Origin of the sequence: Mesorhizobium tianshanense (assembly GCF_007830515.1) — a bacterium.
Taxonomy (GTDB): Bacteria; Pseudomonadota; Alphaproteobacteria; order Rhizobiales; family Rhizobiaceae; genus Mesorhizobium; species Mesorhizobium tianshanense.
In genome coordinates this window covers 1-21,260 of sequence record NZ_VLKT01000082.1, presented here as the reverse complement: position 1 = coordinate 21,260, position 21,260 = coordinate 1, and the positions used below count along the sequence as shown (strand labels likewise).

Sequence of the window (21,260 nt, the reverse complement as noted above, 5' to 3'; positions counted from 1 at the left end):
GACGGCGAGATGGGCCCAGTTCGGCTCTGTGCGCCGCCGCGTGCCCTGCTTGACGCCATTGCGAGCGAAGAGTTTGTTCTCAAGCGCGTCATCGGTCAGCTCGCCTGGCAGGGGCCAGCTCAACCCGATTGCCGCTGCGCGCCGCAGATTATCCTGCACCGTACTGCGTGCTATTCCCAGCACGACCGCAATCTCGCGGGAGCTGGTCCCGCTTCCGGCAAGCCGAAGCATTTGTCTCAACTGTCTCATGGTCAGCCTTCTCTTTGCCGGCATCAAAATGTCCTCGTTCATCGCGAGGTAATTGATGCCAAAGTTGCTGACCCAGGAGGTAATCTTCAGTGCCGAAAACCGGCCGGTCTTTGGTTGGAATGGTGGCCGGCTTCACGTCGGAATGGTGGCCGGTGTTTGATCGGAATGGCGGCCGGCTTCACGTCGGAATCCGCACGTGCGGAGGTTTGACCCGATGAACATGCAAAAGCGCCCCGCCTTCGGGTGGGGTCCGATGGCGCGCCCAGGCGGTGACGATTATGCCTGCGTCGCGTGCGCGTTTGGCATAAAGGTTCGCGCCCGGCACGAGAGAAATCCAAAAGCATCAGGGCGAGGTATGGCAGCGGATGGCTGCTCTGCTTCGCCGCACAGGCGCCATCGTCGAGAAGCCCCGTCATGCAGCTGCTGGATATGAGATAGATGCCGAGATCATGAACGGTAGCCGCAAAATCCTCGTTGAAATCAAAACGACTACATCGGCCGCTGATGTGTACTCTGGGCTTGGGCAATTGATGCTCTATTGCAAGCTTCTTCCGCGACTGGCCCAGCACATCCCCATTTTGCTTTTGCCAGAAAGGCCCAGGGACCCTCTCGCCGACGCGATCGCAGAATGCGGCGTGACAATCTGCACATTCGATATGCAACACGTAGGGCAGACGCCGGACGTCACCTTTTCACCAGATTTTCTGCGGCGATGCGGAATGGGCGAGGAAGATGCATGATGCAGAACTTAGCCCCGCGATGCGATGGAGAAGCCGATTGCGGACCTGTGTGGCGACTGCGCCGCCGACCCCAATAACATCCTTGCTACGCCGGCTTTCGTCCGCGTGCAGGAGGTTTTTCGTGATAGCTAGCCGTCGTGCTCGTGCGTAGAGCGCGGTGGTGCCCATTGATCGTACCAGCTGAAACAACTGGCCCTCTCGATGAAGGCACGCAGGATACCGTCAGACGCAACAACCTGGTAGATGGCGCGCAGCCGCGTAATCGTGAAGCTTACCCCATCTGGCGCGACATGAGATGATGGGCGAGAGATGATGACACTGAAGGAGCCGAGGAGCTTGCAGTGTCAGTTTCTATGTCTGCGTCCTCAACGACACTTCGACGAAACTGCGGCAATTCGGCCTCGTCGATGTGTTCAAACCATTGACCCATGGTCAAGCCATCCCGATGCGATCCGGAGGCCTATTCCAGCCCTGCGAGTGGCGCGGTGGAGGCGAATGTGCCAGCCGAAACAGCCTGTGCACATACATAGCGGGACCAAAGACGAATTCAGTTTCTCAAAGATCAGTTTCTCAAAGAATTGAGGCTCGTGAGGACGCCAGTAGGGCTATGGCCTGATTTTGCGTGCGCACGCCGAGCTTCCTCTTGGCGTTGTCCAGATGGAAAGCGGCGGTGCGCGGCTTGATGCCCAAGATGCAGCCGATGTCCGAGGCGGACTTACCACGCGCGGCCCATTGAACGCACTCATATTCGCGGGGTGTCAGCAAAACGCCGTCCACCATTCGATTGACCGAGAGTTTACGGCGAACATGAATGTGAAAGTATGTCGCCATGAGTTGGAGCGCCTGCTCATACCGCTCGGCTACGCGCAGGAACGCGGAATTGGGCTCATCCGCGGCAAAGGTCATCGCTGCAACACAGCCCCTGCGATCGACAATCGGGATCGTCAATCCACAGCAGATGCCGAACTCTGCCGCTTCAGCGAACAGCCTTTGCTGAACCTGCGATGTCTCAACGCCACGAAGATCCGGTACCCATCGAAAAGGACATCCGCCACATCGCGAACGCAAGACGATTGGATCGAGGTTCTGATAACGGTTTTGCAGATAGTGCGCGGTCCAGGGAGGCGGATAATTCGAGATCAGCTTGGGCTCGCCGGAAGGTTGCAATGGCAAGGACAGATAGGCAAACGTGAGTAGATCAAGGCTCGCGGCCGCGCTGGCCATGGCTTCCCGAAAATCTGTCTCATCGACACTATCCGACAGCTGTTCCAGGAATGTCTCGAAGATAAGTGGCATGGCCCTCGTCATTGTCTGACTCAATCCCTCCATCTGTCTGCTGCGCGCCACCCGGCCTGTAGACCCATCGTAAGCCCGCCCGCACAAACGCGGCCGGGCTGACCGTCTTTAAAGAATGCGGCGAGGCTTGCACGATATTCTCGCCGGTCATCGCCAACCGCAGCTACGCGGCGATCCTTGAACGGCAGCCGTTCTTCAGGAAAGGCTGGACGAACTACAAACTCGACGGGATCTTCACGCGCTCTGTCAACGTGATGATCTTCGCCCTACGGCGCGCATCGACGGTGGGACACACAACCGAAGCGGTCGATTGCCGGTTTGAGCGCACGCTCGATTGACGCGGTCGAAAGCGACTCGTCTCCTTCAACGGCCAGGCGCATGAAGAAGCGATTGCTGAAACGGTCCGAGAACTGGCTGCTCTCAGCAAGGTTGGCACCGAGCGCAGCCAGTCGGGTTGCAACGGCCGCGACGATGCCGGGACGGTCTTCGCAGGTTAGAGTAAGAATCTGGAGTTGAGACATTGTAGCTTCGAGTCAAATCGATCTGGAGATCTCGGGCAGGATAACGAAAAGGTCGCCGACGAGGCCGTAGTTGGCGACCTGGAAGATTGGCGCCTCCTCGTCCTTGTTGATGGCGACTTCGAATCCTCCATGCCGGCAAGGTGCTGGATGGTCGCCGGAGATGCCGACGGCGATGTAGAGATCGGGCGCCGCCACCTTGCCGGTCTGGCCGACCTGCCAGTCGTTCGGCGCATAGCCGGCATCGACCGCGGCAAGGGAAGCGCCGACGGCGGCACCGAGCTTGTCGGCGACGGGTAGGATGACCTCCTGGAATTTCTCCAGGAGCCCAGCGCGCGTCCCGATCTTGGCCGAGGTCAACTCCGGACGGTCAGTTTCGGAGAGCTTATTTTCGATGAAAATGGAGAGACCCGGGTCGGCTGCCGCCGAGATATTCTCGACGGCAGCCGCATTGCCTTGGGAGGCACTTGGAAACGAAGCGGTGATCACCTTTTTGGCGTCGGTCGACTGCACCGTCTGGATGGCGTTGCCGGCATAGATCGGCCGCTTGAAGGTGTTGGGCGAGATGACTTCGATGGTCTCGGAGACCTGCGCGACATCGAGCAGTGCGGCCACGCGCGGCGCGACAGTCTTGCCCGACGAGGTCGCCAGCGCGATGATCGTGTCATAGGCACCGGCTATGCCGACGACGAGCGCTGCCAGTGGTTCGGCAAGGCGTTCGGTGAGTTCGTCGGCTTCGGCGAGCAGCACCTTGCTCACGCCCTTGAGCCTAGCGGCGGCATCGGCAGCGCCCTTGGCGCCCCTGCCGGCAACCAGCGCATACACGTCCGAACCGATCTGCAGCGCCGCCGAAAGCGCCTTGGCGGTCTGGTCGGAAATCGTCGCGTTGTCGTGTTCGGCAATCAGAAGAATAGCCATGTTCCCGTCTCCGCTCTGATCGCTTACAGCACGCCGGCTGTTCTTCCCGTTGAGATACGGCCCACTCATTGGCACGAAGCGAAGTCAGCCTGCAGACGAGCCCTATTCGCGTCCCGCGCGCCATTCTCGGAAGGCGAGGTTCAATCGTGCACCCACGTCGGTGAACGGTCGCGGGGGCAATGCTTGGGGCTTCTCAAACGAGCGGAATATGTCGCCGAGCTGGGACCGATGCCCCGCCACGAGTTCCGCCGTTGCGATGCCCGCGGCAGTGGCCTTGGTCGCCCCTATGCCGTTGCACGCGCATGCGGCGAAGATGCGGTCTTCCACTTGGCCAAACAGTGGCACCGAATTCCAAGTAAGCGCCATTGCGCCAGCCCAACGATACTGCATCTTCAAGTGACGATGATCGGGAAAGCGGTCCGCGAACTTGCGGTCATGGAGGTCGCTCGCACTCTTGATCGAGCCGGCGCCAACTTCGATCTTCGGGTTGTAGGTGTAGCGCGAGCGTATGAGGATTCGGTCGCCATCGGCCCCGTTGATACGTCGCACAGTCGTGCCCATCGGCGCGGCCGGTGTCGCTCCCCATTTGCGGGATCCGCCAAGCGCGGAGGGCTCGAACGGTTCGGTCAGCGAGGCATAAGTGAAGACGTGGAGAAGCTTACCGGTCCCGAACCCGAAGCTCTCTGCGTGGCCGTTTGTCGCCAGGATCACCCGGCCGGCCCTGACCTCGCCTTTGGGTGTCTTCACCGTGCAACCGTCCGACGAAGTTTCGATGAACAGGGCGGGCGTCCGCTCGAATAGCCTGACGGGCTCTTGAAACAAATCTGCAATCGCCCTCACCAGCGCGGCGGGTTGGACCATGACCGCACCGGGAGTAAAGAGCCCCGACTTGAAAGATCGCGTGCCCGTGACTTCCTCGATTTCCTCAGCACCGAGAACCTGGTGCGGTTCGCCCAATGAATTAAGCTTGGACGAGTACGTCGCAAGATGCGCCGTGCCGGAGTCGGTCATGGCCACGCTGTATTTGCCACTTGGATCGAACACGTCCTTGTCCCAACCATTCTCCTCCGCCAGATGGGCGTAATGTTGAATGGCTGTCCGCGCTACCACTATCTCGTTGCGGCTCTTGGTAACAGCGTCCACCCCGAAATTGCCCGACGAAATGTCGTGGGGCAAATCAATGATAAATCCGGAGTTACGGCCACTGGCCCCGTTCCCGACCACGTCGGCATCGATAACGGCGACGGAAAGCCCTGGGTGGAGATTTGCCAATCTCGTAGCGGCTGCCAACCCGGCGAAACCCGCGCCGATGATGACGACATCGACAGTGATGGTCCGATCCAATTCGGGCGTTGGTGTCCTCGAAGAAAGCAACGCCGCCCAGCCAGATTCCGCACCATGCGCGGGAAGGCGACGTGCGCGAAAGGTCTTGCTGATCATCGCACCGCTTCTTGCTCAACCAGAGCGCCTAGTGCCTTCCGAAGCGCAGCGATGCGGTCCGTCGAAAGGGGACGGAAAGGCTTTCTCGCATGGCCGCAGCCATATCCAGTGAGTTCGGCGGCCGCATACACGCTTGGCACATAGTCGCCGTCCCAAAGAAGGGACATAATTGGCTCCAGTAGCCGCCAGAGTGACTGCACGTCGTCCCATCTCTTTTCCCGAGCGGCCTTGACGATCGCCACGCAGGTGCGTGGCGCGATGTTCGCGCCGCCCCAGATCAGACCAGAGCAACCCGCGAAAAGGGAGAACGGGACGAGCGGATCGGCCCCGTTGATGACATCCAGGCCGGTGCCGATCAGCCTAACCTGTCCGATCAAGTCTCCACTGCTGTCCTTGACTGCGCGGAATTCGGGCAGTTCGCAGAGTCTGCGGAGCAGGTCCGGGGTTATGCGTACACCGACCGCCTGGGGCACATTGTATCCAATGATGGGCAATCCGACCTTGGCGACTTCGGCGTAGAAGTCGAAGACGCTGTTGTCGTCCGACGGACCTTCGAAGAAGGGCGGAAGGATCATGACACCGTCCGCACCGGAATCCTTCGCAAACCGCGTTCTCGCGACGACGTCGGCCGTGAGCAATGCCGAGGCCTGGGCGATCACCTTGGCCCGTCCGGCGACGATGCGCGCACCGCGTTCGATGAGGGATCTCGATTCATCCGGCGACAGATAAACATGCATGCCCGTGCCGGAGCTGAACACGATACCGTCGACGCCCGCGGCCAGATATCGCTCGATGAGTTCCTGGAAGCGATTGAAATCTATACGCCCATTCGGGTCGAACGGAGCCGTGATCGCAAGATTGAGACCGGAGAAAGCAAATGATGACATTTCAAAAACCCTCGTTTGAGCTGCTCAGGTCGATCCAAAGCGTTTTGGTCTGGCAATATTGATCATGCGCGTGGAAAGCCTTGTCCCGGCCGCCGAAGCCCGATTGCTTGTAACCGCCGAACGGCGTGGCGGCGTCCCCCTCCCCGTAGCAGTTCACGGTGACGGTCCCCGCCCGGATCGCCCGTGCGGCCCGAAGCGCCCGTGTGCCGTCGGCGGTGAAAACGGAGGCAGCCAGACCATATTCGGTTTCATTGGCAAGCGAGACCGCTTCCGCGAGGGAGTTCACCCCAATCACACAAACAATCGGCCCGAAAATCTCTTCCCGGACGTGCTTGCTGTCGTGACGGTCGAATTCCATGATCGTGGGCTCGATCGTGGTTCCGTTGAAGACCTTTCCGCCAGCCACCACCTTGCCATCGCCCTCCAGATAGCTGCTAACCTTCTCGAAATGCGTGGTAGAGATAAGCGGACCGATGCGGGTGTCCGGATCGAGCGGGTCGCCCACGGTCCAGGTCTTAGCTACTTCCGTCAGTTTTTCGAGGAGGCGGTCCTTCACGTCCTTGTGGACGAAGACACGTGAGATGGCCGAGCAGTTCTGACCCATGTTCCAGAACGCGCCGTTGCCGATGTGGGAGGCCACGGCGTCAAGATCGGGAACGTCGTCCATCACGATGCAAGGATTCTTGCCGCCCATCTCAAGGACCACTTCCTTCAGATTGCTCTCCGAGGAGTACTTCAGGAAGCGACGGCCAGTATCGGTGGAGCCTGTGAAGGAAATTGCGTCGATGTCGGGATGGCGACCGATCGGTTCGCCGACCTCCGGACCATCACCGGTCAGGACGTTGAAAACTCCAGGCGGCAGCCCGGCATCGAGAGCGAGCTCTGCGACCCGCAATGTGGTGAGCGACGTCTCTTCAGCGGGCTTGACAACAATCGTGCATCCTGCGGCGAGAGCAGGGCCGATCTTCCATGCGAGCATTAGAAGAGGGAAGTTCCAGGGAAGCACGATGCCGACGACGCCGATAGGCTCGCGCACGATGAGTCCGAGAGAAGAGTCGTTGGCAGGTGAAACCTGATCATATATCTTGTCGAGCGCTTCGGCATGCCATCTGAGGCTGTTGATAGCCTCGGGCACGTCGATGTTGATGCAGTCGCTGATGGTCTTGCCGCTATCCAAGCTTTCCATCAGCGCCAGGTCGAGTGAGTTTTCCTCGATGACGGACGCTAGCTTGAGAAGGACTCTCTTCCGGTTCGCCGGGGCCAGCTTCGACCACCGGCCGTCCTCAAACGCCTGCCGGGCGACAGTGACGGCCTTGTCGACATCGGCCGCCGAACCTGCCGGAAGCTCCGCCAGTACCTCGCCCGTCGCCGGGTTGAGGGTTGTATAGATTTTGCCCGACAGGGCCGCCGCCTGCACCCCATCCACGATCATCTTGTTCGGCAGCCTAAGTGATCTCGCCTGTGTCTTGTAGTCGCTTTTATTGAGCATTTCTGTTCTCCCTGGTGTCACGGTGACACCGACAATGATTATCCGTCGAGTTCGCCCTGCATGCCGTTGGGCACGGCGTAGAGCGCCACGTCGCTTCGGAAAACGTCGAGATGCGCGCGCACCAGTTCGCCCGCCCGCTCTGCATCCCGGGCTTCGATGGCCTCGATCATCTGATCGTGCTGCCGCGCAGCGGTTTCCTGGTCCTTTTGGATCCGCGGGCCGCCGTTTTGGCGATAGAAGATCTTCCCGATCCGGGCGTGATCGATGAGAAGCTTCTTGAGACTGGGAAGCAGATACTGGTTGTGCGCCATCTTCCCGATGTTCAGATGGAACTGGTGATTGAAGATCACCCTGTTCTCAACGTGGCCGTCGGCAATGGACTGCCGGAACTTCTGCTGAGTCTGCTTGAGGATTTCGAGGTCCCCAGCGTTGTGGTTGACAGCCGCGAGCTTCGTCGTTCCGACGTAGATCATCGGAGCGACGATCAGGAAATCCCGAAGCGTCTGGTAGGACATGATGGATACGCGCGCAGCGCGGTTGGCCTCAAGATCGACATAGCCCTCGCCCGCCATCTGCCTCATGAGTTCGCGGACCGGAGGACGGGACAGGCCGAATTCCTCACTGAGAGCGACTTCGTCGAGAACCGCCCCCGGCTCGAGCTGCATCGTCAAAATACGATGCACCAATGTTTCAGCAAGAATGCCCTTTCGGTCCGTCGAGGCAGCGGGCTCATTCAGGATCATAGCGGCTCCTTAATCTCAAAGAAAGACATATTGTAGACAAAGATCATGAGTCAAGATAGGTAAACGATATTACCATGATGCGGTAACAGCCTACGGCAGCTCGCGGGGTGGTCCAACGGGTGGAGGCAAGAACGGTGTTTCATTCATCACCACGGCGCAGACAGGCAAGATCCGTTCGGCTCAAGGTCGGATTCATCCTGGCCCGCTCCTTCACGTTGACCGCCTTCGCCATGTTTATCGACACGCTTAGACTTGCCAGCGATGAATCCGACAGGTCAGGTCGGATCAATGCGGATTGGGAGGTGCTGTCGAACACCCGGCATCTCGTCACGTCGAGCTGTGGCGTCCAGGTCTCGCCGACGTCTTTATTCCTTGACCCGATGGAGTTTGACTACATTGTCGTCGTTGGGGGACGATTGACCGACGGTCAGGCGGTCGACAACGAAACCCTGAGGTATCTTCGGGATGCTGCGTCCAGAGGAGCGCGATTGATCGGAATCTGCACCGGAACGTTCATTCTGGCTGAGGCAGGTCTTATGGCCGCGCACGAGACCTGCGTCAGCTGGCTTCACTACGTCGACTTCCGGGAGCGATTTCCTGATTTAAAGGTTCGGGCGGACAGAATCTATAACTTGGATGCCACGCGGGGATCATGCGCGGGCGGCAGCAGCACTGCCGATCTGGCGGCAGAATTGGTGCGACGGCACATTGGAAACGCGGCCGAGCGGAACGCGCTCGAAGTGCTGCAGATCGACAAAGTTCGGAACGCAGAGTGGGTGCAACCGCGTCGGCCGTTGACGATAGAGACGCACGACCCGAGGCTCCGCGCTGCGCTGATCCTGATGGAGCAGAACATCGAGAACACACTGTCGGTTTCCAGGCTGGCCGCAGCATTGGGCATTTCCCGGCGACAACTCGAACGCCTGTTTTTCAAGGAGGTGAACAGCTCTCCTGCGTTTGTCTACCGCCGGGTGCGGCTGGAGCGCGCAAAGCAACTTCTCAGGAAAAGCGACACCCCTTTGATAGAGGTTGCTATTGGGTCCGGTTTCGAGAACGCCTCTCACTTTGCAAGGGTCTTCCGAAGGGCTTACGGTCAATCACCCTCTGTCTGGAGGCGTTCAGAGTTGACTTCGCCAAGTGTCGAACGTGGAGCTTTGCAGAATACGTACTCACTGGGCGCCGACGCGGTTGAATAGCTCGGCGATGGACGGCCGTCTTCCCGTCCACGTCCGCGACGCACATTACAGCGATTACGCCTTGCGACGGGTGCCAGGGTGTTAGCATCGGGTCCTGACAACCAAGTTGTAACGGCCGAGATGAGGATTTGGCTAGCAAGAGTCGCAGGGTCAACCCCTCGAAGAGACATATTGTAGACAAGCTATTTTGATAGGCCATCTATGGTGATGGGCGATGACGAATAGCCTGCCGCGCCGCTTACTTGCGCCTTGGCCCTGGTCGTTTACGAAGCCGATTTTTCCGAAATATACTGGGCGCGTTCGAACAGGTGCGCACACGGGTTTTACTTCTTCTCAGGGCTGGAGTAATGGTAACTCATGTCAAATTATCGACGGCTTCCGTTAAGCGCGCTGCGCGCATTTGAAGCTGCCGCACGGCATTTGAGTTTTACCAAGGCTGCCAATGAGCTTTCGGTCACTCAAGCGGCAGTGAGCCGCCATATCTTGACGCTGGAGGACCACCTCGACACCCAGCTTTTTAACCGCGGAAACCAGAAGGTGTCATTATCTCCCGCCGGCGAGGAGTTATTTGAAGCTGCGACCCTCAGCCTGGCGCATATTGCAGCGGCTTTTGACAGCGTGAAGAGAGGGCAGAAAGCCCGACGGTTGACCGTCGGCATGCCGATGTCGTTCGCAACGCTGTTTATGAGCCATCGGATTGGAGATTTCGTTGCGAACAACCCAGAGGTCGACCTGCACTTGGTCTCCCTCGAACGCAGCCCGGCGCCGGCGACGGACGGTTTTGATGTGTCCGTGGTCATGGGGTATCTGGCGCGCCCGGGGTTCACAGCCACCGAGCTCTTCGGCGAGGAAGTCTTCCCGGTTTGCAGTAAATCATATCAGACACACTCCCCGCGTATTCTCACTCCGGAGGACCTGGTAAACGAGGTCCTCTTGGATATGGACGATCAGCATTGGTCCGCCTACCCTTGGTCACCCTTCAATTGGGCCCACTGGCTTGGACAGTTCGGCGTTTCGTCCGACTTCAAACGCGCCATCACGTTCACTAGTTATCCAACGATGATCCAGTCAGTGATCAAGGGCTACGGCATCGGGCTGGGCTTCCGTCATTTGGTAAGCGATTATCTCAATGAAGGCACCTTGATAAGGCCTCTGAGTGAAAGCTATCTGACCGGCCGAAAACATCATCTGGTCATTCCGGATACCGCAATTGAGCGAGACGACGTCCAGATCTTCCGCAATTGGCTGATCGCACAGGTAGCAGACCTTAATCCGGTCCCGCCAGCGTCGGCTGCGGAAAACATCAAGGCAGCACCAGTTGCACCCAGCGAGATATCAGTTGGCCATCCAGACCTGACATCCGCCTGATAACATTTAGTCCTGCGGTACATGACTTTTTGTACGGTTGTTTTGCAGCCGCCCCGCCGCTAGCGTTTCTGGACCAATCCGACGCGACAGCCTCTCAAGCCGTACTGAAGGCCCAGTCGGACGGAGAGTCTAATTCCGTAAGCAGGTGATGTATGCGACGGCAGCTGACCTATGACACACAGTCGGGCTCGCATCAGCGCTCCGTAGTTATCGCTCAAATAGGTCCTGACTGAAAGGAAGTCTCGTGAAGCCCGAAGACGTTCTGGATCCTTTCAAAACCTGGCATATACCGTTTGGTGAGTGGGTTGATGTTGGGTTGGGGTGGATTGTACAAGAATACCGCCCATTGTTTCAGAGCTTGAAGTGGCCAATTGACCAGCTTCTGAGGGCATTTGATCTCGCGCTGAATGGCATCCCGCCGGTCGTTATAATTTTATGCTTCGGATTGGTAGCGTGGCAGATCGCGGGGTGGCGACTGGCAGTTCAAGTCGCTGGTCTGCTGCTGATTATCGGCTTTCTTGGCATTTGGGGTGAAACGATGACGACACTGTCTCTCGTTTTCACCGCCGTTCTTTTCTGCACGGTTGTTGGCATTCCGGTGGGGGTAATTGCCGCTCGAAGTAACAGGGCGGCTGCCATTTGCCGGCCAATCCTCGACACAATGCAGACGATTCCATCATTCGTCTATCTTGTTCCCGTGGTCATGTTGTTTGGTATCGGCAACGTGCCTGGCGTGATTGTAACGATCGTTTTTGCACTTCCGCCGGTTATCAGGCTGACAACACTAGGCATTCAGCAGGTTTCTGAAGAAGTCGTCGAGGCTATGCGTGCCTTTGGAGCGACCAACAGTCAGATCCTGTTCAAGGCTCAGCTGCCGCTGGCTCTTCCGAGCATAGTGGCAGGCATCAACCAGACGTTGATGATGTCACTATCAATGGTTGTTGTTGCCTCCATGATAGCCGTTGGGGGCCTCGGCCAAATGGTTTTGCGCGGCATCGGTCGCCTCGACATCGGGCTGGCTGCAACGGGTGGAATCGGCATTGTCATTCTCGCAATCATTCTAGATCGCCTGACCCAATCCGCGTTTTCTACGCGCAAACGCTTCGCCCACATTGCCTGGCACAAGCGGGGTCCAGCTGCGCTATTCACCGGTATCGTTAAGACCTTCCATGCCTCTCCGGCGCGGCGTGGAGGATTAGAAAGTGGCCGGCAACGGACTTCTAGCTAACAAAGAATGGGAGCGACTATGAGCTATCGGTTTAGAATAAATGGGCATTTTCGGGGGCTTGCCGCCGCTGTCACAGTGCTTGGCACTTTGGCCCTGTCTCCTGGATACGCGGCTGCGGAGGACCTCCCGGGGAAAGGCGTGACCGTTAGGCCCCTATATCTTGGCCAGGCGGAAGAATTATTCGAAGCCTACGTCGTTAAGCTAGGCCTCGAGGATCTCGGCTATACAGTTAACGAACCTTCCGCAGCCCAGGTTCCACTTGCCCATATAGCGGTGGGGAACGGTGATGCGGATTACTATACGCCGCACTGGTACCCCTTGCATATTGCATTTGCCGAGAAAGCTGGCGGCGATGCCAAGCTTCGTCGGGTCGGGACGCTCGTAAAGAACTCGATCCAAGGGTACTCCATAGACAAGGCCACAGCCGACAAGTACGGCATAAAGACGATCGATCAGTTGAAGGACCCGAATATAGCCAAACTGTTCGATATTGACGGGGACGGAAAAGCAGACCTGTATGGCTGTGATCCGGGCTGGGGATGCGAACGCATCATTGAACATAACCTTGATGCATACGGCCTTCGGGATACCGTCACGCACAAGCAGGGTGAGTATTTTGCTCTGCTTCCCGACGTCATCCAGCGGATTCAGGCCGGAAGTCCAACCTTGTATTACAGCTGGACACCCAACTGGCTACAGGGGGTTTTGGTCCATGGAAAGGACGTTGTCTGGCTGACGGTTCCGTTCACGGCGTTGCCCGACGAACAGGCTGGCGCGAATACGACGGTTCCCGACATTGGAAACCTGGGATTTTCCGTGAACAATCATCACGTGATTGCCAACACACCCTTCCTTGAGAAAAACCCCGTCGCAAATAAATGGTTCGAGCTCGTCGAGGTCCCAATTCAGGATATCGACGACGAGAATCTTCTTATTCACAAAGGTGAGAAGTCCAATGAGGACATTCACGGTCATGCCGAGGCATGGAAGAAGGCTCATCTCGACCAATGGAATACTTGGATAGCTCAAGCAAAACAGGCAGCTAAGTAACGCTGGACTGCGGAAAGCATGCTCGCCCGGTAAGCTTTACGCTGCCGGGCGACACCTCTCAACCGTGGAGCTTATCTTTGGAAGCGCATGCCATTGAATTCAAGGATGTTTGGAAGGTCTTCGGAACGAACGCGAAGTTCGACCTTGCGAGTATCCAGCGCGATGATCTTTCGAAGGCCGCACTCCTGGCGAAACATGGGTGCGTAGCCGCCGTCGCCGGTGTCTCCTTTAAGGTAGAGGCCGGTGAGATCTTCTGTGTCATGGGACTGTCCGGGAGCGGAAAGTCAACGCTGGTCCGACATGTGAATCGTTTGATCAAACCCAGCGCCGGCCAGATCATTGTTGGCGGCGAGGATATCAATCGGAAGTCCGAAAATGAGATGCGAGAACTCCGTGCCCGGTCGATGGGGATGGTTTTCCAGAATGTGGCGCTCCTGCCTCACCGGACGGTCCGCGACAACGTGGCTCTGAGTCTGGAGCTACGAAAGGCAAGCGTCCGACAACGCTGTGAGATTGCGGAGGAAAAGCTGGAGTTGGTGCAACTGGCGGGCTGGGGAGATCGTTATCCTGATGAACTCTCTGGCGGAATGAAGCAGAGAGTAGGGCTTGCCCGAGCCTTGGCGGCTGATCCCGCGATTTTGTTGATGGATGAGCCATTTTCGGCGCTGGATCCGCTCATACGACGCGACCTACAGGACGAGTTCAAAGCGCTTTCGACGAAGTTGGGTAAAACCACGCTTTTCATCACTCACGATCTGGATGAAGCAGTCCGGTTGGGACACCAAATCGGTGTCATGAAAGACGGGAAGATGCTTCAGATCGGCTCCGCGGATGACATTCTCGGAAATCCCAAAGACCCGTATGTTGAAAGATTTGTCCAAGGAAGCAGCCGGTTGAAGCTTCTGAAAGCCGAGTCCGTGATGTTACCGCTTACCGAATTTGCGAGTGTCGGCGACGGCATGGCCTTGGCGGATGCCCCAAGGCTCAGTCTTGATACTCCGATCAAAGAACTGCTCGACCTGTCTCATCGACATGGGAATTTGCCGTTAGTGGTTGTCGATGCAGGCGGAGTTGATGTGGGCATCGTGACCTCATCCTTACTTTTGCGCGGTGTACATGACAGGATCTAGGTGGGCTAGGGCATTATAATGACCCTAGTTCATAAATACCTCCCTCTATTTGTATTAGTCTCGAAATTAGGTTCTGCCGCATATCCTTCGTGCTCGGTGCTGAGCAGGCAATTGAAAGAGTTATGAGCCGCATTCTCCGAACTTGGTTGGTTAAACGATGATGAACACTGAAAAGAAAACCGTGGTCGTAACCGGAGCTGCTGGCGGAATGGGCCAAGCAATCTGTAAAAAGTTCGTGGCTAACGGATATTTTGTAATCGCTGGTGATGCCAACCAAGAGCGGTTGATTGCCACGACTGACGAACTCAACCGAACTGGCCAAACTGCTTTGGCCAAGCATGGCGACCTGAGAAGCAAGGCATATTGCGAGGATCTCATCGATACAGCTATCAGCCTTACCGGCCGGCTGGACGCCCTTGTCAACAATGCCGGCATCATCACGCGCGGTACAATCCTCGAAACAAGCGACGAGGACTGGGAAAGAACCTTCGATATCAATCTGAAATCGATATTTTACACCTGCAGACGGGCAATAGCCTTCATGAGGGAGAATGGTGGCGGTTCGATCGTGAATATCTCCTCGACCTGGGGCATTTATCCAGGGCCGACCCACGCAGCTTACTGCGCGAGCAAAGCAGCCGTAGCAACGTTTTCGAGATGTCTCGGCCGTGATCACGCAGGGGATGGGATAAGGATCAATGCCGTCTGCCCCGGCGAGATAGATACACCCATGCTTCGCTCAGGCTTTATCCATCGCGGGTTCGATCCTGACACAGCGGTTGCCGAGCTCAGCAAGTCAAATCCGCTTGGCCGACTTGGCGACCCGGAGGATATTGCTGATGCGGTGTACTTCCTGAGCTCTGACGCCGCTCGCTTCATCGCGGGGGCCGCACTCGAAGTCCACGGTGCCAAGGCCGTCTATTAAACAGTCCGTGCCCCTGCCTAGCAAACGGTGCCCGATATTGTGACTTTGGGTCTGGGACTGAAAGGTCGGCGTGCGTGTTGTCCCTAACGTGCGGCTTGTCAAATCGACATGAAAACAGGTCGCTATTGTGCGTCAACGGCGCGCTGGGTCGACGTCGGCATTGTCACGCATTCTCGTTTTGCTCGGCATTCAGAACTGGCTTTAGGCTGGAGCGACTTACGGTCATAACCTCAGTTCATAAGTTACATTCCTTTTTATTGTTAGTTTCCGCATTTGTTTTGCCCTATATTCTCGCCTCAAACTAGGGAATGTAAAAATGTCCGCAAGATCTGGAGGCCGAGACGCTCGGCAAAAGCTACGTTCTGACAGGACGGTAACTTACTTGCCGTCGCTGGAGCGGGGTCTGCCTTATATGGATTTGCTTAGCCCGGATGATTTGCTTAGGCTTCACAACATTTCGATGCAAATACTTGAAGAGATAGGCATCGAATTCCGAGATGACGAGGCCGTCGAAATGTGGCGGGCAGCCGGTGCCGACGTGATCGGTCAGCGCGTTAGGATCGACAGAAATCAACTAATGGAACTTGTGGCAAAGGCCCCAGAAACCATCACGGTTCACGCTCGGAATCCCGCGAGGACCGTCACTCTCGGCGGTCGAAAGACCATCTTTACCCCAGCGTACGGTTCGCCGAATGTACTTGACCTTGAGGGCAAGCGGCGGAACGCGACAATTGAGGATTTCGTCAATTTTGCGAAACTCGCCTACCAAGCCCCCGCTATGCATATGACGGGTGGAGTTCTTTGCGAGCCGATGGATATTGCCGTCCCGAAGCGCCACCTGCACATGAACTACAGTTTGATACGGTACTCCGATAAGCCATTTATGGGAGCGGTAACCACGCGTGAGAGGGCAGAAGACACGGTCGCTATGGCCAAGATTGTCTTCGGGGACGAGTTCGTTAACAACAACACTGTGATGGTGTCGCTTGCCAACTGCAATTCGCCACTCGTTTGGGACGCGACCATGCTCGATGCGGTCAAGGTCTACTCCGCAAACAACCAAGCCATGATCTTCGCCCCGTTTGTCCTTGGTGGCGCCAGCACCCCGGCCAGCACCGTGGCTGCAGTCGCGCAGCTTAATGCCGAAGCACTTGCTGGCGTTGCCTTTGCGCAGCTGATCCGGCCGGGAGCGCCTTGCATCTATGGGCAGTGGTTGGCGACCGTTTCAATGAAAAGCGGTGCGCCAATGGCAGGAACACCCGAGATCTGCCACATGAATATGTTGGTGGGTCAACTGGCCAGACACTACAAGCTGCCTTGGCGCTGCAGCGGCAGCAACACAAGTTCAAAGCTCGTCGATGCCCAGGCAGGCTATGAGGCCGCCCGCAATATGTACGGCGCACTTATCGCCGGTGCGAACTTTGTGCTTTCGTCCACCGGTTATCTCGAAGCAGCTTTGACCCAGAGCTATAGCAAGTTCATGCTCGATGCTGAGCAGATGGTGATGTTCTATAAGCTTGGGCAAGGCATAGTTATGCGCGAGATGGATGAAACGCTCGATGCGATCCGACAAAGTGAGCCAGGCAGTCACTATCTTGGTACCGAACATACACTTAAGAATTTCGAGCAGGCCTTTTTCGTACCTGACTTGATGAACCACGACAGCTTTGAGCAATGGTCCTTCGCCGGCGCTAAGGATGCCAACACTCGGGGACGCGATGCAGCTGTGCGGGCTTTGAAGGAATATGAAGCACCGCCGATCGACGAAGCAATCGACGAAGAGCTCCTTGACTTCATGAAACGTCGGGAACTCGTGATCGGTGACGCTGTCCTTTAGGCGAGCAGGATCAATGCAAAATGGCTGCGGCACCCTCGCCAAGATCGTGTCGAAGAAAGGCCGTGCTCGGCAGGGCGGATGAATCTCCTGTCTGCTTCACCACGAGCGCTCGCCCAGCAATATCCGAAAAAGCGCCAGGCTTCTCAGGGTTCGAGAATGCCTGGTTAGCGCTTTGCGAAAATGCATGGACGAATCCTAATGAACGCACCTCCCAATATGAATGCCATGAAGTCATTGTCCACGCCGGACGATCCGGCAAAGGGCGGCCGACCAATTGAGCTGGTGGTTCTGGTATTGCCAGGATTCTCGCACCTGGCGCTTCACGCCTTCATCGAACCTTTCCGCATCGCCAATACGGTATCCAAGCTGACCTTGTTCCGGTGGCGGATCGCGGGATCCGACGCCCAATCCGTCAAGGGGGCGAGTGGCCTCTCGATCGCCGTTGATGTAACGATTGACGAACTGAACTCTTGTTTAGGCGGCCGGGGGCCACATCATCTCGCAATTTTCGCGGGCGAGCCGGTGGGCCGGCGACTGACGGCACAATTCAATAATTTCTTGCGCACGATCGCACGCCGCGGGGTTCCAATATCCGCGGTTGGAACAGCGACATGGCTGCTCGCGCAGACCGGTCTGCTGGCAGGCACACGCTGCACGATTCACTGGTCGCGGCTGGCCGCCTTCACGGAAGTATTCAGCCAGCCGCAGATTCGCGATGCTCTCTTTGTCAAGGATGGGCAGTTTTCGACATGCGCGGGGGAACTGGCAGCCTTCGACTTGGCGGTCGATCTGATCGCCAGCCATGTCGGCGGGTTTACCGCACAGGAGGTTTGCCGCTACGCGACCGTCGACGGTCAGCGCTCAGGTTCCAACCGCCAGACCGGGCCGTCGGGTCTGGCCTTTGCGGGTGTAAGCGATAAGTTGCTGATGGCTATGAGGCTCATGGAAGAGAATATTGAGTACCCTCTGACGATGACAGAAGTTGCGCAACGGGCTGGCCTGTCGCGGCGCCAATTGGAACGCTTGTTTGCAGCACACGTGCACATGCCGCCGGTACGCCACTACCTCCGGATTCGTGTCGCTCATGCCAAGCGCCTGATTGAAGGCACAAGCATGCCCATTATCGATATCGCAATGGCCTGCGGATTTTTGTCGCCTTCACACTTCGCAAAGTGCTTCAGAACTTTCAACGGCCTCTCGCCGCAGCAGTGTCGTGCGACGACGCCGGCATGGGTCGGACCCGGCCTCGGCTAGACAACACGAGACCGCAGGATGGCTGCGATCCAGTTCGTCTAGCGTTTATTGGACGTGCCCAGCCGAGACCAAGAAGGGCCAGCCCTCCCCGCGGCCCACCCGACGAGTGTGTTCAACGACATACCGAACAGTTTCGGGCGCGTTGCGCCGAGAGGTTCGCAGAGGCCGCCGTTAATGCCTAAGCCGCAACCCTAGGCCTTCCCGAGGCCACCGCCACCACATGTGCCTCGATGAACATGCGCTGGCTTTCGACCGTGGAAACGCGGAATTCGGTGGTGACGTCGATCTCGGCGCTGTCGGTGCCTGCATTCCTGGCGCGCTCTGCAACGATGGCGCGGACATCGGCCTCGGCCGCCGCGATCGCCGCAGCCTCATCGAGGAAATCGCGAACCTTTCCGCCAGAGGCGAGCCGGAACAGCCCTTCCTTGGGTTGGCTGACCTGTGCTTCGGCCGACACCCGCACCTGGCCGACAACGGCGCCGAGCGCATTGGCGACGTCGGTATCCTCCGGCACCACGCAGTCATTGCCGACCAGCGCGGCTAGGCCGGCATAGTGCAGCGGCGCCGAGGCGCCTAGACCGATGACCGGCCGGTCGAGCGCAACGCTCAGGCGGGCGATGCCGGGATGGGCGTCGACGGCACGCTGCACCAGCGCGTGGGCCACCGTCGCCGCGCCGTCGAGCCCGTCTTCGGCAAAGGCAGTCTCCAAGATATACTCGGCCGACCAACGCGTCAGGGCTACCAGCACCCGTTCCGACAGTGCTTCCGGCGAAGGGGCTATGGGCTGGCCGCGCCCGTCACGCTTGCGGGCAAACAGTTCGGCGCCGAGCCGGGCAGTCACCGGATCCCAGTTCGCCTGCGTGCCCATCACATGGGCGGCGTCTGACGGCGTGAACCCGGCGACATGCACCAGCCCGCGCGACACCAGCCGGTCGAGCGTCGCATTCTGGGCATTCGAGGTGAGCAGTTTGTCGAGAGCGACGGCCACGGCACCGATTGCCTCGTAGAGCCGCGCTTCGGGAGCGGTGAGGCCGGCGGCAAGCCTGTCCGGCACGCCGGTGCGCACCGCGAAGCGGCCGTCCATACGGCCGGGATTGGGCGCGCGCAGCTGACGTTCCAGTTCGACGGTCACCGCTTCGCCATGCGCCATGCCGGCCAGCGCCAGCGGCACGAGCCGGCGCGGCCCGAGGAAAATATTCGGGATGAGCGCGCCGTCCTCCAGCGCCACTTCGGAATCGCCGCCAAGGCCGAAGGTGCGCATGGCGACGGCCTCGACCATGGTGCGGAAGGTGCCGACGGTGGCGCCTTCCAGGTCGAGCCGCGGCCGGCCCTTGTCGAGCACGGCGACGTCGGTGGTGGTGCCGCCGATGTCGGAGACCACGGCATTGTCGAGGCCGGTCATGTGGCGGGCGCCGACCAGGCTGGCGGCCGGGCCGGAGAGGATGGTCTCGATCGGCCGCTGCCGGGCGAAAGCGGCCGAGACCAAAGCGCCGTCGCCGCGCACCACCATCAGCGGGGCGGCGATGTTGCGCGCGGCGAGAAAGCCCTCGGTCGCCGCCACCAGCCGGTCGATCATCGAGATCAGCCTGGCGTTGAGCAGCGTCGTCAGCGCCCGGCGCGGACCGCCGAGCTTGGCCGAAAGCTCGTGGCTGGCGGTGATCGGCAGGCCGGTCTTTTCGCGGATCAGCTTGCGGGCGGCGATCTCATGCGCTGGATTGCGGGTGGCGAAATAGGCGCAGACGGCAAAACCCGATACTGACCCGCCGAGTTCCGGCAAAGCCGCTCCGAGACCGGACAGGTCGATCCCCGCGGTGTTGCCGTGCACATCGTGGCCGCCGGGGCAGAACACAACCGGATCGGTGCCGAGTGCGGCCCTCAGTCCGTCGCGGGCAAGATCGGCCTCGGAAAAGCCGATCATTACCAACGCCACCCGGCCGCCTTGGCCCTCGACCAGCGCGTTGGTGGCCAGCGTCGTCGACATCGACACCAGTTTTATATCGGCTGGATCGGTGCGGGCCTTCTGCAGCACAGCGTCGACCGCTCCGGATATGCCGACGGCGAGATCGTGCCTGGTGGTCAGCGCCTTGGCCTTGGCCAAAACCTTGCCCTTGTTCGGCCCGTGCTGCGGGCCTTCGGTTTCAGACCACAGCACGGCATCGGTGTAGGTGCCGCCGGTGTCGATCCCGAGGAACAGCGGCTTTGGCTTGGTGTTGGCTCTCATTGAGGATGGCGGTTCGGCTGAAGTGTGTCTGTTCCACGCCTCAGCCGATGCGGAGCGAGCTGCGCGCCTGCAAGAGCGCGAAGGTCGACACCATCGTGCGGCTCAAGGGAGGGCCAAGATGATCCTGGCGAGCGACAGCCCTTGTCGCAACCCGTTCGAGTTCGCCAACGCACCACTATGACTGCGGCTTCGTCAGCTTGGCCCGATACTCCTCGTCCAAGATGGCGGGCAGGGATATCTTTTTGGTTCGCGCGCCGTCGACGGAGATCATTTCACCGCTAACGAAACTGGAATCCTCGCTGGCCAACCAAAGGACCGCATTGGCTATCTCCTTTGGAGCGCCAATCCTTCCTACCGGGTGAAGTTGTCCCAATTCCCGCTCGATCAAGCTTCGGTCCGGGTGCATCTCGACATAGGCACGATTCAGCTCGGTATCGATCCAGCCGGGGCAAACGGTATTGCAACGTATACCATCCGGCCCGAGATCAACTGCCAGTCCCAGCGTAAGACCATGCACGCCGGCCTTCGTGGCCGCGTAGGCAGTATGCCATGGGTTGACCATATAGCCCTCGACCGACCCGATGTTGACGATCGTGCCCGAGCCGATACGTCTCATTTCCGGGACCACATACTTGGCCATTAAAAAGGGACCACGGAGATTGACCGCCATAAGCCTGTCCCAATCCTCGGCAGTCTGTTCGTCGATGGACTTATGAATGACCATGCCGGCGTTGTTGACCAGGACATCGATCCTGCCGAACTTCTGCAGGA

Annotated in this window: 18 protein-coding genes and 1 pseudogene; 9 read left to right on the top strand and 10 right to left on the bottom strand. The window is 58.5% G+C overall.

Annotated features, from left to right (window positions below; all coding sequences use genetic code 11):
* Positions 1–249, bottom strand: a pseudogene (locus IQ26_RS40130) (IS21 family transposase); the annotation flags it as partial.
* A 365-nt stretch (positions 250–614) separates the two neighbouring features.
* Between IQ26_RS40130 and IQ26_RS35565 the strand changes: the two are divergent.
* Entirely contained in the window at positions 615–989 is a 375-nt protein-coding gene (locus IQ26_RS35565) for a hypothetical protein (protein ID WP_145723067.1), read from the top strand.
* A 570-nt stretch (positions 990–1,559) separates the two neighbouring features.
* Here the strand turns inward: IQ26_RS35565 and IQ26_RS35560 are convergent.
* The 7 genes from IQ26_RS35560 to IQ26_RS35530 all read right to left on the bottom strand — a co-directional run bounded on the left by IQ26_RS35560 (position 1,560) and on the right by IQ26_RS35530 (position 8,280).
* Positions 1,560–2,285, bottom strand: coding sequence for a LuxR family transcriptional regulator (locus IQ26_RS35560; protein WP_240547413.1), 726 nt, complete (start codon positions 2,283–2,285; stop codon positions 1,560–1,562).
* Between the two features lie 266 nt (positions 2,286–2,551).
* Entirely contained in the window at positions 2,552–2,806 is a 255-nt protein-coding gene (locus IQ26_RS35555) for an ACT domain-containing protein (protein ID WP_145723065.1), read from the bottom strand.
* Positions 2,807–2,818: 12 nt separating this feature from the next.
* Positions 2,819–3,721, bottom strand: a complete 903-nt coding sequence (locus tag IQ26_RS35550) for an electron transfer flavoprotein subunit alpha/FixB family protein (protein ID WP_145723064.1) — start codon at positions 3,719–3,721, stop codon at positions 2,819–2,821.
* Between the two features lie 102 nt (positions 3,722–3,823).
* On the bottom strand, positions 3,824–5,161 hold the full coding sequence (locus IQ26_RS35545) for an NAD(P)/FAD-dependent oxidoreductase (protein WP_145723063.1): 1,338 nt from the start codon (positions 5,159–5,161) through the stop codon (positions 3,824–3,826).
* Positions 5,158–6,048 carry a dihydrodipicolinate synthase family protein gene (locus IQ26_RS35540; protein ID WP_145723062.1) on the bottom strand — a complete coding sequence of 297 codons (891 nt, stop codon included), beginning with the start codon at positions 6,046–6,048 and terminating at the stop codon, positions 5,158–5,160. Before IQ26_RS35540 ends, IQ26_RS35545 begins: the two co-directional genes overlap by 4 nt.
* A 1-nt stretch (position 6,049) precedes the next feature.
* On the bottom strand, positions 6,050–7,537 hold the full coding sequence (locus IQ26_RS35535) for an aldehyde dehydrogenase (protein WP_145723061.1): 1,488 nt from the start codon (positions 7,535–7,537) through the stop codon (positions 6,050–6,052).
* Between the two features lie 38 nt (positions 7,538–7,575).
* Positions 7,576–8,280 carry a GntR family transcriptional regulator gene (locus IQ26_RS35530; RefSeq protein WP_145723060.1) on the bottom strand — a complete coding sequence of 235 codons (705 nt, stop codon included), beginning with the start codon at positions 8,278–8,280 and terminating at the stop codon, positions 7,576–7,578.
* Positions 8,281–8,510: 230 nt separating this feature from the next.
* Between IQ26_RS35530 and IQ26_RS35525 the strand changes: the two genes are divergently transcribed.
* The 8 genes from IQ26_RS35525 to IQ26_RS35490 all read left to right on the top strand — a co-directional run bounded on the left by IQ26_RS35525 (position 8,511) and on the right by IQ26_RS35490 (position 18,268).
* Positions 8,511–9,476 carry a GlxA family transcriptional regulator gene (locus IQ26_RS35525; RefSeq protein ID WP_145723070.1) on the top strand — a complete coding sequence of 322 codons (966 nt, stop codon included), beginning with the start codon at positions 8,511–8,513 and terminating at the stop codon, positions 9,474–9,476.
* A 357-nt stretch (positions 9,477–9,833) separates the two neighbouring features.
* Entirely contained in the window at positions 9,834–10,844 is a 1,011-nt protein-coding gene (locus tag IQ26_RS35520; protein WP_240547412.1) for a LysR substrate-binding domain-containing protein, read from the top strand.
* Between the two features lie 244 nt (positions 10,845–11,088).
* Positions 11,089–12,072: an ABC transporter permease gene (locus IQ26_RS35515; protein WP_145723059.1), complete on the top strand. Its 984-nt coding sequence runs from the start codon at positions 11,089–11,091 to the stop codon at positions 12,070–12,072.
* 18 nt (positions 12,073–12,090) lie between these two features.
* Complete coding sequence (gene proX / locus IQ26_RS35510) at positions 12,091–13,122, top strand: glycine betaine/L-proline ABC transporter substrate-binding protein ProX (RefSeq protein WP_145723058.1); 1,032 nt, start codon at positions 12,091–12,093, stop codon at positions 13,120–13,122.
* 77 nt (positions 13,123–13,199) lie between these two features.
* Positions 13,200–14,252, top strand: a complete 1,053-nt coding sequence (locus tag IQ26_RS35505) for a quaternary amine ABC transporter ATP-binding protein (RefSeq protein WP_145723057.1) — start codon at positions 13,200–13,202, stop codon at positions 14,250–14,252.
* Positions 14,253–14,409: 157 nt separating this feature from the next.
* Positions 14,410–15,177 (top strand): SDR family NAD(P)-dependent oxidoreductase, encoded by a 768-nt coding sequence (locus IQ26_RS35500; RefSeq protein ID WP_208760283.1) that lies wholly within the window; start codon positions 14,410–14,412, stop codon positions 15,175–15,177.
* 316 nt (positions 15,178–15,493) lie between these two features.
* Positions 15,494–17,014: a trimethylamine methyltransferase family protein gene (locus tag IQ26_RS35495; protein WP_145723056.1), complete on the top strand. Its 1,521-nt coding sequence runs from the start codon at positions 15,494–15,496 to the stop codon at positions 17,012–17,014.
* Between the two features lie 198 nt (positions 17,015–17,212).
* Positions 17,213–18,268 carry a GlxA family transcriptional regulator gene (locus IQ26_RS35490; RefSeq protein ID WP_162458169.1) on the top strand — a complete coding sequence of 352 codons (1,056 nt, stop codon included), beginning with the start codon at positions 17,213–17,215 and terminating at the stop codon, positions 18,266–18,268.
* Positions 18,269–18,446: 178 nt separating this feature from the next.
* Here the strand turns inward: IQ26_RS35490 and IQ26_RS35485 are convergent, their stop codons facing one another.
* Positions 18,447–20,489 (bottom strand): hydantoinase/oxoprolinase family protein, encoded by a 2,043-nt coding sequence (locus IQ26_RS35485; protein ID WP_145723054.1) that lies wholly within the window; start codon positions 20,487–20,489, stop codon positions 18,447–18,449.
* A gap of 175 nt (positions 20,490–20,664) precedes the next feature.
* On the bottom strand, positions 20,665–21,260 hold a 596-nt coding region (locus IQ26_RS35480; RefSeq protein ID WP_240547410.1), incomplete at its 5' end, for an SDR family NAD(P)-dependent oxidoreductase.

Bases quoted from the DNA above. Each gene is read 5' to 3' on its own strand.
- proX (WP_145723058.1), top strand. From the start codon at position 12,091: ATGAGCTATCGGTTTAGAATAAATGGGCATTTTCGGGGGCTTGCCGCC.
- IQ26_RS35540 (WP_145723062.1), bottom strand. From the start codon at position 6,048: ATGTCATCATTTGCTTTCTCCGGTCTCAATCTTGCGATCACGGCTCCG.
- IQ26_RS35545 (WP_145723063.1), bottom strand. From the start codon at position 5,161: ATGATCAGCAAGACCTTTCGCGCACGTCGCCTTCCCGCGCATGGTGCG.
- IQ26_RS35530 (WP_145723060.1), bottom strand. From the start codon at position 8,280: ATGATCCTGAATGAGCCCGCTGCCTCGACGGACCGAAAGGGCATTCTT.
- IQ26_RS35565 (WP_145723067.1), top strand. From the start codon at position 615: ATGGCTGCTCTGCTTCGCCGCACAGGCGCCATCGTCGAGAAGCCCCGT.
- IQ26_RS35490 (WP_162458169.1), top strand. From the start codon at position 17,213: ATGAACGCACCTCCCAATATGAATGCCATGAAGTCATTGTCCACGCCG.
- IQ26_RS35495 (WP_145723056.1), top strand. From the start codon at position 15,494: ATGTCCGCAAGATCTGGAGGCCGAGACGCTCGGCAAAAGCTACGTTCT.
- IQ26_RS35525 (WP_145723070.1), top strand. From the start codon at position 8,511: ATGTTTATCGACACGCTTAGACTTGCCAGCGATGAATCCGACAGGTCA.
- IQ26_RS35535 (WP_145723061.1), bottom strand. From the start codon at position 7,537: ATGCTCAATAAAAGCGACTACAAGACACAGGCGAGATCACTTAGGCTG.
- IQ26_RS35555 (WP_145723065.1), bottom strand. From the start codon at position 2,806: ATGTCTCAACTCCAGATTCTTACTCTAACCTGCGAAGACCGTCCCGGC.
- IQ26_RS35550 (WP_145723064.1), bottom strand. From the start codon at position 3,721: ATGGCTATTCTTCTGATTGCCGAACACGACAACGCGACGATTTCCGAC.
- IQ26_RS35500 (WP_208760283.1), top strand. From the start codon at position 14,410: ATGATGAACACTGAAAAGAAAACCGTGGTCGTAACCGGAGCTGCTGGC.
- IQ26_RS35485 (WP_145723054.1), bottom strand. From the start codon at position 20,489: ATGAGAGCCAACACCAAGCCAAAGCCGCTGTTCCTCGGGATCGACACC.
- IQ26_RS35560 (WP_240547413.1), bottom strand. From the start codon at position 2,285: ATGCCACTTATCTTCGAGACATTCCTGGAACAGCTGTCGGATAGTGTC.
- IQ26_RS35520 (WP_240547412.1), top strand. From the start codon at position 9,834: ATGTCAAATTATCGACGGCTTCCGTTAAGCGCGCTGCGCGCATTTGAA.